Genomic DNA, 13,029 nt, shown 5'->3' with positions numbered 1-13,029 from the left:
TTGCGAGCCGTCACCTCGCTGCCGTACGAAATCACCGAGGAAGACCACGTCCGGATCCCGATGTCCGACGGGACCGTCCTGTCCGCCCGCATCTGGCGGCCGGTCTCGTCGGACACCGAGCCGGTGCCGGCGATCCTCGAATACATCCCCTACCGCAAGCGGGACCTCACCGCGCCCCGCGACTCCATCCACCACCCCTACCTCGCCGGGCACGGGTACGCCTGCGTGCGCGTGGACATCCGCGGCACCGGCGAGTCCGAAGGCGTCCTGGCCGACGAGTACCTCGAACGCGAGCAGCTCGACGCCGAAGAGGTCCTCGAGTGGATCGCCGGGCAGCCGTGGTGCACCGGCGACACCGGGATGATGGGGATCTCCTGGGGCGCGTTCGCCGCGTTGCAGGTCGCGGCCCGGAAACCGCCGAGCCTGCGCGCGATCGTGATCTCGTCGTTCACCGACGACCGCTTCGCCGACGACATGCACTACATGGGCGGCTGCCTGCTGTCGGACAACGTCGCCGAGTCCGGCACGATGTTCGCCTACGCCACGCTGCCGCCCGACCCGGCGGTCGTGGGCGACCGCTGGCGGGAGATGTGGCTGGAGCGGCTGGACAACTGCAGCCTGTGGATCGAAAACTGGCTCGGCCACCAGCGCCGTGACGACTACTGGCGGCACGCGTCGGTGTCGGAGAACTACAGCGACGTCCAGGTGCCGGTGCTGGCCTCGAGCGGTTGGGCCGACGGGTACTCCAACGCCGTGATCCGGCTCTTGGCCCACCTCGACGTGCCGCGGCGCGGCCTGATCGGCCCGTGGTCGCACAAGTACCCGCACCTCGGCGAGCCGGGCCCGGCGATCGGCTACCTCCAGGAGGTCGTCGGGTGGTGGGACCACTGGCTGCGCGGGGACGAGAACGGCGCGATGGACGGGCCGGTGCTGCGGACCTGGATGCAGGAGAGCGTGCCGCCGTCGACGTCTTACGAAGACCGCCCCGGCCGCTGGGTCGGGGAGGCCACCTGGCCGTCGCCGCACGTCAAGCCGCAGGAGCTGCCGCTGGCCCCGCACCGCCTCGCGCGGCCGGGGGAGACGGTGCCCGATGAGGCGCTGACCGTGTCGTCGCCGCTGTCGGTCGGGCAGTTCTCCGGGAAGTGGGCGTCCTACAGCGCTCCGCCGGACCTGCCCTACGACCAGCGCGAGGAGGACGGCGGGTCGCTCGTCTTCGACACCGACGTGCTCACCGAGCGCTGCGAGATCCTCGGGTCCCCGAAGGTGCGGCTGGAGGTCTCGGCCGACCAGCCGGTCGCCATGGTGGCGGCGCGGCTGTCCGACGTCGCACCGGACGGGCGGGCCACCCGCGTCACCTACGGGCTGCTCAACCTGACCCACCGTGACGGCCACGACGAGCCGGCCCCGATGGCACCGGGCGAGCGGTGCCCGGTCGAGATCGAGCTGAACGCCGTGGCGCAGGCTTTTCCGGCGGGGCACCGGATCCGGCTCTCGCTGTCCACGTCGTACTGGCCGCTGGCCTGGCCGCCGCCGACGCCGGTGCTGCTGTCCGTCCACACCGGACACAGCGCGCTGGAGCTGCCGGTCCGCCCGGTCGCCGAGCCGGACGAACTGCCGGCCCGGCCGTTCGGGGAACCCGAGGGCGCGCCGCCGATGTCCGTGACGGCCGTGACGCCGGGGGAGCAGCGCTGGACGGTCTCGCGGGACCTCGTCGACTACCGGTCGGCGCTGGACATCGTGAAGGACGCGGGGACGGTCCGGTACGACGACCTCGATCTGGAGGTCACCCGGGACGTCCGTGAGCGGTACAGCTGGGTCGCCGACGACTTCTGCTCCCCGGTGGCGGAAACCGCGTGGGACGTCACCTTCGCGCGCGGCGACTGGGTGGCGCGCAGCGAGACCCGCACGCGCGTCTCGTGCACCGACACCGAGTTCGTCATCGACGCGCAGCTCGACGGCTACGACGGGGCCCGCCGGATCGTCTCGCGGAACTGGCACCGGCGGATCCCGCGGGATCTGGTCTGAGTTTTCGGGGGTCCGGGTGGCGAAGCCCCCGCCCCGGGGCGAAGCCCCGGTTGTCACCGAGTTTCACCGTGGCGACACCGGGTAAGCCTTTCGGGTGCGCATCGTGATCACCGGGGCGACCGGGAACGTCGGAACGGCCCTGCTGGACGCGCTCGAGCCCGGCCACGACGTGGTCGGGCTCGCGCGACGGCTGCCGGACACCGCGGCCGAGCCGTACCGCCGGGCGGCTTGGCGGGCCGTCGACGTCGGCCGCCCCGGCGCGGAGGAGGAGCTGGTGGAGGTGTTCGCGGGCGCGGACGCCGTCGTCCACCTGGCGTGGGCGATCTCGCCGGTGCGCGGCGACCCGCCGATGTCGCGCACCAACGACCAAGGTACCCGGCACGTGCTCGCCGCGGCGGCGGGCGCCGGGGTGCCGCACCTGGTCGTCGCTTCGTCCGTGGCCGCCTACGGGCCGGCGCCCCGCTGGGAGAAGGTGACCGAGGACTGGCCGTGCGAGGGCATCGCGGGCAGCGCCTACAGCCGTGGCAAGGCCGCGCTGGAAGCCCTGCTCGACCGGTTCCAAGAGACGTACCCGCAGGTCCGGGTGGCGCGGATCCGGCCGTGCGCGATCCTGCACCGGAGCGCGGCGGGGGAGTTCGCGCGCTGGCTGCTCGGCCCGGCGGTGCCCGCCCACCTCGTCGGCGGGCGGCGGCTGCCGGTTCCGCTGTGGACGGACCTGCGGGCGCAGGTGGTGCACACCACCGACGTCGCCGAGGCGATCCGGCTGATCCTGGACACCGGCTTCACCGGCGCGGTCAACCTGGCCGCGCCGGAGGTGCTCGACGCCGACGCGCTGGCCGGGGTTCTCGGCGGCACCCGCGTCCCGGTGCCGAAGCCGGTGGTGCAGCTCGCGACCCGGGCGGCGTGGCTGGGCGGGGTGCTGCCGGTGCACCCCGGCTGGCTCGAACTGGCCGACCGGGCCGCGCTCGGGGACACCACGCTGGCGGAGACCGCCCTGGGCTGGCAACCTCGGTATGACGCCGCGGCCGCGCTCGCCGACCTGGTCGCCGGGCTCCGGTCGGGCGCGGGGGCGGCGAGCCCGCCCCTGGCCCCGCCGCGCCGCGACGGGGTCCTGGCCCGGCTCCGCTCGCTCACCCGGGTCGGGCCGAGCCACCAGTCGCAAGCCTGACCAGCCAGGAGGCCGGAGTGAGTACGGAAGCCGTCGACGCGGTGGTGATCGGCGCGGGGCACAACGGCCTGGTGGCGGCGAACCTCCTGGCCGACGCGGGCTGGTCGGTGCTGGTCCTGGAGGCGACCGAGCACGCCGGCGGCGCCGTCCGGACCGCCGAAGTCACCGAGCCGGGCTTCCGCAACGACCTCTTCAGCGCCTTCTACCCGATGAGCGCGGTGTCCCCGGCGATCCGGGGCCTGCGGCTCGAGGAGCACGGCCTGAGCTGGCGGCACGCGCCCGACGTGCTGGCGCACGTGCTGCCCGACGACCGGTGCGTGGTGCTTTCCCGGGACATCGACCGCACGGCGGCGTCGGTCGAGGAGTTCGGCGACGGCGACGGCGATGCGTGGCGCCGGCTGTTCGAAGAGTGGGCCGAAATCCGCGAGCCGCTGGTGGAGACGTTGTTCGCGTCGTTCCCGCCGGTGCGCCCGGCACTGAAGCTGCTGCGCCGCACCGGAACGGGCGACGCGCTGCGGCTGGCGCGCATGCTGACGCTGCCGGTGCGCCGGTTCGGCGACGAGCTGTTCACCGGGGAAGGCGCGAAGCTGCTGCTGGCGGGGAACGCCGCGCACAGCGACGTTTCGGTGGACAACGCGGGCAGCGCGGTGTTCGGCTGGCTGATGGCGATGATCGGCCAGGGCGAAGGGTTCCCGGTGCCGGCGGGCGGTGCGGGCGAGCTGACCGCGGCGCTGGTGCGCCGGCTGGAGTCGCGCGGCGGCACAGTCCACTGTGGACGTCCGGTGCGCGAAGTGCTCGTCGCCGGCGGGCGGGCGCTGGGTGTCCGGGACGCCGCCGGTGCCCCGGTGCGGGCCCGCAAGGCCGTGCTCGCCGACGTTCCCGCGCCGCTGCTGTACCGCGAGCTGCTCGCGCCGGAGTGGCTGCCCTCCCGGTTCGTCGAAGACCTGGAGCGGTTCCAGTGGGACAGCGCGACGGTGAAGGTGGACTGGGCGCTGTCCGGCCCGATCCCGTGGACGGCCGAAGCGGCGCGCGGGGCCGGCACCATCCACCTCGGCACGGACCTGGACGGGTTGTCGGCGTTCGGCGGCGAACTCGGCCGTGGCCGGATGCCGCGCCGCCCGTTCCTGCTGCTGGGCCAGATGACCACGACCGACCCCGACCGGTCGCCGCCGGGAACGGAGTCGGCGTGGGCGTACACGCACGTGCCGCGCGGCACGTGCGAGAACCGGGCCGCGCTCGAACGGCGGGCGCGGCGGATGGAGGAGACGGTCGAGGCCAACGCGCCGGGGTTCACCGGCCTGATCAAGGCGCGGTACATCCAGGGCCCCGTCGAGCTCCAGGACCACGATCCGGGCCTGGTCGGCGGCGCGGTCAACGGCGGCACGTCGGCGATCCACCAGCAGCTGTTCTTCCGCCCGGTGCCGGGCACGGGCCGCGCGGACACACCGGTGGACCGCCTGTACCTGGCGGGAGCATCCGCCCATCCGGGAGGAGCGGTCCACGGCGGCCCGGGAGCGAACGCGGCCCGCGCGGCGATGGCCCGCGCGGGAATGCTGGGCGGCGGATACGCGGCGGTGATCCGGGCGGCCCACCGCGCGATCTACGGCTGAGGCGGGGCGTCGAGGGGATGGGTGGCCGAGCGCGTGATTGCGGTTGAGGACGGGCGCTTGACGGGCTGAGTGGTCGAGCGCGCGATTTACGGTTGAAGCCCGGAGCGCTTTGAGTGGCCGGGCGATCTACGGCTCGGCCGGGAAGCGGTTGAGCGGGCCGGGCGCGCGATCCGCGGTCGAGGCCGGGAACGCCCGAGAGGCCCAGCGGTCGGCCGCGATCCGCGACCGACCGCGGTCGGGTTGCCGAACCTGCCGGGGGCCAATCCGGCCGGCACCCGCGCTGCTCAGGGGCAATCCGGCCGGCGCCCGCGGCTCAGGGGCTCGGGTGGCCGTGCCGGGCGCGGGCGTGCTTGCCCGTCGCCAAGTCCGCGAGGCGGGCCAGCGACTCCGTGTTGCGCGGCTTCGCGATCAGCGCCTGCACCGCCTCCGGGAGCACCTTGCCGGGTCCGCGGACGATGTGCTCGGTCATCCGGACCAGCGTCTGCCCGTCGCCGTGGGGGACCAGCGTCAGGCCGACCGCGGCCGCGCCCAGTGGCCAGCCGCGCGCCTCCAACGACAGGGACAAGCCCGGCTCGACCGCCCGGACCACCGTCACGTCCTGGATGTGCACCGGCCACGGGCCGACGCTGTGGTGGATCCGGGAGCCCACCGCGGGCCAGTCCTCGTCAACGTCGCGGATGTGGGAGCTGCCGACCACCCAGCCGGCGTAGAGCCAGCCGTCGGCGAGCACCGCGAACACGGCGTCGGGCGGTACGTCGATCACGCGGCTGACCTCGGGCACGGCTTCCTCCTGGTTCGGGGTGACGAAACAGGCATACCCACTCCCGGACGGGGTATGCCCGCCGGGACGGAGCAGGAGGTGGCGACGGTGGCCAGACACGGTAAAGAACCCGAAGGACCGGGAGAGCTGTCGAAACAGTCGTGGGGTGCGGCGCTCAAACGGACCTTCAAGCAGTTCAACCGGGACAACCTGACCGACTGGGCCGCGGCGCTCACCTACTACGGCGTGCTTTCGTTGTTCCCGGGCATCATCGTGCTCACCGCGATCCTCGGTCTGCTCGGCCCGGACAAGATCCAGACGGTGATCGACAACGTCAACCAGCTCGTGCCCGGCCAGGGCAAGGACATCATCGTCGGTGCGATCAAGGAGCTGACAGGCTCGCGGAGCCTGGCCGGCCCGCTGGCGATCATCGGCCTGCTGGGCGCGCTGTGGTCGGCGTCGGGCTACATCGGCGCGTTCATGCGGGCGTCGAACGCGATCTACGGCATGCCGGAGGGACGGCCGGTGTGGAAGACGATCCCGCTGCGGGTCGCGTTGACGGTCGGCATCGTGGTGCTGCTGGCGGCGTGCGCGCTCGGCGTGGTGGCGACCGGTTCGGTGGCCCGCCGGATCGGCGACCTGATCGGCCTCGGTTCGACGGGCGTGCTGGTGTGGGAGATCGCGAAGTGGCCGGTGATCGCGCTGCTCGTCAGCCTGGCGTTCGCGTTGCTGTACTGGGTGGGCCCGAACGTGCGGCTGCCGGGGTTCAAGTGGCTGACGCCGGGTGGGCTGCTGGCCGTGGTGCTGTGGGTGGCGGCGTCGGCCGGTTTCGCGCTGTACGTCGCGAATTTCGGCTCCTACAACAAGACCTACGGTTCGCTGGCCGGGGTGATCGCGTTCCTTGTATGGTTGTGGATCTCCAACCTCGCGATCCTGCTGGGAGCCGAGCTGGACGCGGAGCTGGCCCGCGGCCGCACCATCGAGGCGGGCCGCGTGGAGGACCAGGAGGAGCCGTTCCTGCCGCCGCGGGACACGAAGGCGATGGACGACGACGAAGCCGCGGCGGTGGCGGAGTCCGAACGGAAGTGAGCGGATGGCCTGCCGGATCACCGAACTGGTGCTGGACTGCCACGATCCCGACCGCCTGGCGGAGTTCTGGTGCGCGGTCCTCGGCTACGAGGTGATCGGCCACGAGCCGGACGGCCTGGCCCTGGGCCCGCCGGGCGCCCGGTTCGGCGAAGGGCCGCCGACCTTGATCCTGGCTCGGACGGAAGACCCCCGCCGGGGCAAGCTCCCGCTGCACCTCGACGTGAGCCCGGCGGGGGTGGACCAGGAGACGGAGCTGGCACGCTTGACGGCGTTGGGCGCCCGTCCGGCGGACGTGGGCCAGACCGGGGAGGAGTCGTGGGTGGTGCTGCAGGACCCGGAGGGCAACGAGTTCTGCCTCCTGCGCACGGACGTGGGCAAGGCCTGAGCCCGGCGGCCGGCGCGCAGATCGCGGTCAAGTCGCTCGAGTGGGTTCGCCTGCCGGTCTGGCAATTCCGCGAGTACTGATCCATCCCGTAGGGGGACCAGGCGGGCGGCTTGGCCAGCTCGGGGCCAGGTCGAGCGATTCGAGGCGGGCCTGACCTCAGCGATCGTCGGCCGCGCAGCGGCGCCACTGGACCTGGTCCCCGGCTCGGTCGGCGTGCCACACCGGCGTTGCTTCCGACTCCCAGGTCGGGAGCAGCTGGTCCGGCACCACCCGGCCGCGGGCCACCCGGCCGAACAACTCCACGCCGTCCCGCCGCCGGGCTGCCGGGATCCACGCCGGGAAGCGCGTCCGGGGGAGCTTCCGCTCGATCCACTCCCGCGCCGACCCCTCACTCCCGTGGTCGGACTCCAGGATGCTCGACACCGGCCCGTCGTCGCCCACGGTGAGGCTGATCGACGCGCGCCAGCGCACTGCGGAAGATGTCATCCTCTCCAGGTTCCCCGACGACCGCTGCCGCGGGCCAGTACACGTTCGGATGGATCCCACCGTGCCTCCCACTCCACACCGTCACGACGCGTTCAGCAGCCGCGCGCACGCCTTCTCCAGCACCGCCCGCGCCTCGTCGCCCTCGAGGCGGGCCGCGCGCTTGAGCGCCGGGGCGATCGTCTTCTCCGCGCGGTACGCCTCCACCAACCGGGGGTCCACATAGGACGACCGGCAGACCGCGGGGGTGTTCCCGAGCGCCGTCGAGACCTCTTTCATCACTTTCGCCTCGGCGCGCTTGCGGGCCGTCTCGGACGTCGGGGGGTCCGCCGCGGCGAACGCCGCTGCCGCCAGCACCGTCGCGTTCCACGTCCGCATGTCCTTCGCCGTGCAGTCCTGGCCCGCCAGCTCCTTGAACCGTTCGTTGATGTCCGCGGCGTGCACCTCGTGCCAGCTGCCGCCCTCGCGGTAGACCAGCAGCCGGTCGCTGTCCGGCCGGCTGCGCAGCAGCGACTTCAGCACCGAGGCCAGCTCCGCGTCGCAGATGGCCACCTCACGGTCCAGGCCGCCCTTGGCGACGTAGCAGAACCGGCACTCGTCACCGCGGACCGCCGCGTGCTCGCGCAGGAGCGTCGCGACGCCGTGGGTGCCGTTCTCCTCCGCGTACTCCTCGCCGCCGGTGCGGAAGATCCCCCGGTCGAGCATGCGCAGGGCCGCGGCGAGCACCCGCTTCCGGGTCAAGCCACGCCCGGCGAGGTCGTCCGCCACCGAAGCGCGCCACTGCGGCAGCCGGCGGGCCATCTGCAGCACGCGGTCGTGCTTCTCCTCGTCGCGGTCGCGCCGCCACTGGTCGTGGTAGAGGTACTGGCGCCGCCCGGCGTCGTCGGTGCCGACCGCCTGGACGTGCCCGTTCGGGTACGGGCAGATCCACACGTTCCGCCAGGCAGGCGGGATGACGAGGTCCTTGATCCGGGCCAGCAGCTCGTCGTCGGTGACCGGTGAGCCGTCGGGCATGGCGTAGGAGAACCCGCGGCCGCGGCGGATGCGCTTGATGCCCGGGCCGCGCAGGTCACTGCGCCGGAGTCTGGTGCGTCCCACCGCCGCGAAATACCCGCCCGGCGTACCGGGAAACCATGATTGCCGCCCGCGGCGGCGGGTAGCCAGCGGGCGAACCCCGGAAGGAGCATGATGACCACCGCAACCAGGCCACTGGCCGTCGTCACCGGCGCGTCGAGCGGAATCGGGCTGGAGCTGGCGAAACAGTTCGCCCGGCACGACTTCGACCTCGTGCTGGCGGCCGAAGACGCCGAGCTCGCCGCGGCCGCCGACGAGGTCCGCGCGTGCGGCGCGCGGGTCGAAGCGGTCCGCACCGACCTCGCCGCCCCGGACGGCGTCGAAGAGCTCGTCCGCCACCTCGCGGACCGCCCGGTCGAAGCACTGGCGGTCAACGCCGGCGTCGGCATCAACGGCGAGTTCGCCGGGGACACCCGGCTGGAGGACCAGCTGATTGTCGTCGACCTGAACGTCCGCTCGGCCGTGCACCTGACCAAGCGGGTCGTGCCCGGCATGGTCGGCCGCGGCCACGGCCGGGTGCTGTTCACCTCGTCGATCGCCGGCACGTCGCCCGCGCCCTACCAGGCCGTCTACGCCGCCTCGAAGGCGTTCCTGACGTCGTTCTCCGAAGGCCTGCGCGCCGAGGTGAAGGACAAGGGCGTCACCGTCACCGCGATGCTGCCCGGCCCGGTCGACACCGAGTTCTTCGAGCGAGCCGACATGACGGACACCAAGATCGCCGCCGGGGACAAGGATTCCCCGGCCGAGATCGCCGAGGCCGGCTACGAAGCCTTGATGGCCGGGAAGGACAAAATCGTGCCCGGCGCGGTGAAGAACAAGGTCCAGGCGGCCGGCTCCCGCCTCCTGCCGGACGAGGCCAAGGCAAAACAGCAGGGCAAGATGATGAAGCCCGGATCGGCGGACGAATGAGCGTGCTCGAGGACGTCACCGAGAAGGCGAAGCAAGTCCAGCGCGACTACGCCGGGGAGGCCGACCGGCCGCTGGTCGGTTACGTCGGCGCGATGGGGGCCTACGCGGCCTTCGTCGGCGGGCTGACCGTGCTGGGGCGCCTCCTCGGAGCCGGGCTGCCCCGCCGGTTCGGCCTCGGCGACACGGCGCTGCTCGGCACCGCGACGTTCAAGGCCAGCCGCATGCTCGCGAAGGCGGCGGTCACGAGCCCGCTGCGAGCCCCGTTCACCCGCTACGAGGAGCCGGCGGGCGCCACCGAGCTGAACGAGTCCGTGCCCGGCAAGAGCCACGTCGAGCACGCCGCGGGTGAGCTGCTGTCGTGTCCGTTCTGCCTGGACGTCTGGATCGGCACCGGGCTGGCCGCGGGCCTGGTGATCGCGCCGCGCGGGACCCGCCTGGCGGCGACGGTGCTGACGGCAGTGGGCGTGGCCGACGCCCTGCACCTGCTGTACGACGCGGGCAAGAAACTGGCGTCCGGTTAGCCGGGCGGACCGGTGGGGGACGTTCCTCGGGCAGAGGGGAGGAACGTCCCCCACCGGCTCATTCCGGGCCGCGGCGCAGGGGGCGGACCGCCGGGCCCTGCACCACTTCGCCGTCGACGCCGAACCGCGAGCCGTGGCAGGGGCAGTCCCAGGTCTTCTCGGCGTCGTTGAACGAAACCAGGCAGCCCAGGTGGGTGCAGTGCGCGCCGACCGTGTGCAGCTTGCCGGCGTCGTCGCGGTGGGCCGCGACGAGCTCGCCGCCCACGCGGACGACCTCGGCCTCCCCGGGCTGCAGGTCGTCGAGCTTCTCGGACCGCCACAGCGCGGCGACGTGGTCGCCGACGAGGTACTTCGCGACGGTGAGGTTGTCCTGGGCCACCTCGAGCACGGAACGGGCGTCGAAGCGGTTGGGGTCGAACAGGTCCGCGGCCGGGTGCGGCTCGCCGAGGATCCGCGCCGCCAGCACGTGACCCGCGGCGGTGCCGCCGGTCATGCCCCACTGGCCGAACCCGGTGGCCACCCACAGGTTCTTCGTCCCGGGCAGGTAGCGGCCGACGTAGGGCAGCAGGTCCGGCGTCGACATGTCGTGGGCCGACCAGCGGTGGGTCACCCGGTGCAGGCCCGCGTGCGCGTCGGCCCACTCCGCGAGCCGCCGGTACCGGCGTTCGACGTTGACGTGCGCGCCCACCCGGTAGTGCTCGCCGCCGGCGATCACCATCGGCGTGCCCTGTTCGGTGTACCCGCGCACGGAGTGGTGCGTGTCGGCGTCGAGGAACATGCCCTCCGGTGCGGTGCCGCCCGCCGCCGGGCCCGCGACGACGAGGTCGCGCATCGGGTCGAGCCGGGCGAAGTACAGGCCGCGGTCGAGCACGGGGTAGTGGGTCGCGACGACGACTTCGCCCGCCACGACGTCGCCGCGCGAAGTGCGGACGGTCTGCCCGTTGAGCGCGGTCGCCCGGGCGTGTTCGACGATGGTGCCGCCCGCGCGCTCGATCTCGGCGGCCAGGCCGAGCAGCCACCGGCGCGGGTGGAAGTGCGCCTGCCCGATGGTCCGCACGGCCCCGAGCGCGGGCACGTCGAGCGCGACTTCTTCGGTGAACGACGCCGGCAGGCCCGCCGCGGCGGCCGCGTCCGCCTCCCGCCTGAGGGAGTCCACGGTGCTGTCCCGGGTCGTGTAGACGTAGCTGTCCGCGCGGGTGAAACCGCAGTCGATCGCCAGTTCGGCCGAGGTGGCCGCGATCCATTCGAGCGCCGCCGTCTGGGTTCCGGCGTAGGCCTTCGCGGCGCCGGTGCCGTGGCGGGACGCCAAGTCCGCGTACTTGGCCCCGTGCTGGGCGCTGACCTTCGCGGTCGTGTGGCCGGACACCCCGGCCGCGACCCGCTCGGCCTCCAGCACGACGACCGACCGGCCGGCGCGCGCGAGCAGCAGCGCGGTGGTGAGCCCGGCGATGCCCGCGCCGAGCACCGCGACATCGACGGACTCCGGCACCGGCACGCCGGTGCGGTCCGGGGAAGGGGCGGTTTCCACCCACAGCGAAAGCGGTTCGGGCAGGGCTGTCATGCCTGCGGATGCCCGCTGCCGGTCCGGCCAAACCGGCCATCCGGCCCGTTTGGCCCGCTCGGCGCGTCGGGTAGCCCTTTCGCATGAGTACCGACATCTTCGTGATCGGCCTGGACGAGGAGAACCAGCGGGTGCTGGAGCGCCTGCCGTGGGCTTCCGGCTACCGGTTCCACGGCCTGCTGACCCCCGAAGAGCTGCAACACGGCGAAATCGACTTCGAAGCGCTCTTGAAGACGGCGCAGCACGAGCTCGACGCGTTCGACGGCGACGTCGGCGCGATCGTCAGTTACTGGGACTTCCCGGCCGCGTCGCTGGTTCCCATCCTGTGCGCCCGGTACGGCCTGCCCAGCGTGTCGCTGGAGGCCGTGCTGAAGTGCGAACACAAGTACTGGAGCCGGCTCGAGCAGAGAAAGGTCATCGACGAGCTGCCGAGCTTCGGCATCGTCGACCTCGACGACCGGAAACCCGCCCCGCCGGAGGGCGTCGGCTACCCGATGTGGCTCAAGCCGGTGAAGTCGTTCTCCTCCGAGCTCGCCTTCAAGGCGGAGAACGACGCCGAATTCGCCGACGCCGTGGCCGAGATCCGCGCCGGTGTCGGCCGGGTGGGGGAGCCGTTCGGCTCCGTGCTCGAGCAGGTCGAGCTCCCGCCGGAGATCGCCAGGGTCGGGGGCGCCGCGTGCCTGGCCGAAGAAGCGCTGCGCGGCGTCCAGGCGGCTGTCGAAGGGTACGTCTACCAGGGTGAGGTCACCGTCTACGGCGCCCTCGACTCGATCAACTACCCGGACAGCTCGTCCTTCCTGCGCCACCAGTACCCGTCGCAGCTGGGGGAGGAGCCCGTGCAGCGGATGCGGGACGTCGCCGAGCGGGTGATGAAGCAGATCGGCTTCGACAACGGGACCTTCAGCATCGAGTTCTTCTGCGACCCCGAGTCCGGCCAGGTCGCCCTGCTGGAGATCAACCCCCGGCACTCGCAGTCGCACGCGGAGCTGTTCGAGTTCGTCGACGGCGTCGCCAACCACGAGATCATGGTGCGGCTCGGCCTGGGCCAGGACCCCGGCCGCCGCCCCACCAAGGGCACCTACCAGATCGCCGCCAAGTGGTACCTGCGCCGGTTCGAGGACGGCGTGGTGACGCGGGTGCCGACGCCCGAGGAGATCGCCGCGGTGCAGGACCGCATCGACGGCACCCAGATCACGATCGTGCCGGAGGCGGGGCAGCGGCTGTCGGACCTGCCCGAGCAGGACAGCTACAGCTTCGAGCTGGCGCACCTGTTCGTCGCGGCGCACACCGAACACGAAATGGTGCAGAAGTACCAGGCGTGCGTGGACGCACTGCCGTTCGAGTTCGCCGAAGCCTGACGACGACATCGACGCGAACGGCATCATGCACGGCTGCCTCCATCGACGCCTCGCTGAAGCCCCTCATGGCCGACCACCTGGGCAAC

Annotated in this window: 12 protein-coding genes; 8 read left to right on the top strand and 4 right to left on the bottom strand. The window is 72.7% G+C overall.

Annotated elements, in window-relative coordinates:
• The 3 genes from ACFVYA_RS32535 (at nt 1) to ACFVYA_RS32525 (ending at nt 4,803) form a co-directional block, all read left to right on the top strand.
• Entirely contained in the window at nt 1-2,025 is a 2,025-nt protein-coding gene (locus ACFVYA_RS32535; RefSeq protein WP_387050470.1) for a CocE/NonD family hydrolase, read from the top strand.
• A gap of 94 nt (nt 2,026-2,119) precedes the next feature.
• Complete coding sequence (locus ACFVYA_RS32530) at nt 2,120-3,193, top strand: NAD-dependent epimerase/dehydratase family protein (protein ID WP_387050469.1); 1,074 nt, start codon at nt 2,120-2,122, stop codon at nt 3,191-3,193.
• 17 nt (nt 3,194-3,210) lie between these two features.
• Entirely contained in the window at nt 3,211-4,803 is a 1,593-nt protein-coding gene (locus ACFVYA_RS32525) for a phytoene desaturase family protein (RefSeq protein WP_387050468.1), read from the top strand.
• A 313-nt stretch (nt 4,804-5,116) separates the two neighbouring features.
• Here ACFVYA_RS32525 and ACFVYA_RS32520 read toward each other — a convergent pair whose 3' ends face one another.
• Nucleotides 5,117-5,584, bottom strand: a complete 468-nt coding sequence (locus ACFVYA_RS32520) for an SRPBCC family protein (protein ID WP_387050466.1) — start codon at nt 5,582-5,584, stop codon at nt 5,117-5,119.
• A gap of 54 nt (nt 5,585-5,638) precedes the next feature.
• On the opposite strand from ACFVYA_RS32520, the gene ACFVYA_RS32515 reads away from it, so the two are divergent.
• A complete protein-coding gene (locus ACFVYA_RS32515) occupies nt 5,639-6,652 on the top strand; it encodes a YihY/virulence factor BrkB family protein (RefSeq protein ID WP_285991359.1) in 1,014 nt (337 codons plus the stop codon).
• A 4-nt stretch (nt 6,653-6,656) separates the two neighbouring features.
• Nucleotides 6,657-7,037: a VOC family protein gene (locus tag ACFVYA_RS32510; RefSeq protein WP_387050465.1), complete on the top strand. Its 381-nt coding sequence runs from the start codon at nt 6,657-6,659 to the stop codon at nt 7,035-7,037.
• A 156-nt stretch (nt 7,038-7,193) separates the two neighbouring features.
• Here ACFVYA_RS32510 and ACFVYA_RS32505 read toward each other — a convergent pair whose 3' ends face one another.
• Both ACFVYA_RS32505 and ACFVYA_RS32500 read right to left on the bottom strand, forming a co-directional pair.
• Complete coding sequence (locus ACFVYA_RS32505; protein WP_387050463.1) at nt 7,194-7,523, bottom strand: hypothetical protein; 330 nt, start codon at nt 7,521-7,523, stop codon at nt 7,194-7,196.
• A gap of 81 nt (nt 7,524-7,604) precedes the next feature.
• On the bottom strand, nt 7,605-8,618 hold the full coding sequence (locus ACFVYA_RS32500) for a DNA topoisomerase IB (protein ID WP_387050461.1): 1,014 nt from the start codon (nt 8,616-8,618) through the stop codon (nt 7,605-7,607).
• Nucleotides 8,619-8,708: 90 nt separating this feature from the next.
• Between ACFVYA_RS32500 and ACFVYA_RS32495 the strand changes: the two genes are divergently transcribed.
• Nucleotides 8,709-9,503, top strand: a complete 795-nt coding sequence (locus tag ACFVYA_RS32495) for an SDR family NAD(P)-dependent oxidoreductase (protein WP_387050460.1) — start codon at nt 8,709-8,711, stop codon at nt 9,501-9,503.
• Nucleotides 9,500-10,024 (top strand): DUF1360 domain-containing protein, encoded by a 525-nt coding sequence (locus ACFVYA_RS32490; protein WP_387050458.1) that lies wholly within the window; start codon nt 9,500-9,502, stop codon nt 10,022-10,024. The genes ACFVYA_RS32495 and ACFVYA_RS32490 overlap by 4 nt, the downstream gene beginning before the upstream one ends.
• A 58-nt stretch (nt 10,025-10,082) precedes the next feature.
• On the opposite strand, the gene ACFVYA_RS32485 is transcribed toward ACFVYA_RS32490, so the two are convergent.
• On the bottom strand, nt 10,083-11,585 hold the full coding sequence (locus tag ACFVYA_RS32485) for an FAD-dependent oxidoreductase (RefSeq protein ID WP_387050456.1): 1,503 nt from the start codon (nt 11,583-11,585) through the stop codon (nt 10,083-10,085).
• Between the two features lie 83 nt (nt 11,586-11,668).
• Here ACFVYA_RS32485 and ACFVYA_RS32480 point away from each other — a divergent pair, with 83 nt between their 5' ends.
• A complete protein-coding gene (locus tag ACFVYA_RS32480; protein ID WP_387050454.1) occupies nt 11,669-12,943 on the top strand; it encodes an acetyl-CoA carboxylase biotin carboxylase subunit family protein in 1,275 nt (424 codons plus the stop codon).
• Nucleotides 12,944-13,029 lie beyond the last annotated feature (86 nt).

Origin of the sequence: Amycolatopsis sp. NPDC058278 (genome assembly GCF_042881395.1) — a bacterium.
Classification (GTDB): Bacteria; Actinomycetota; Actinomycetes; order Mycobacteriales; family Pseudonocardiaceae; genus Amycolatopsis.
This window is presented reverse-complemented; position numbering and strand designations above follow the sequence as displayed.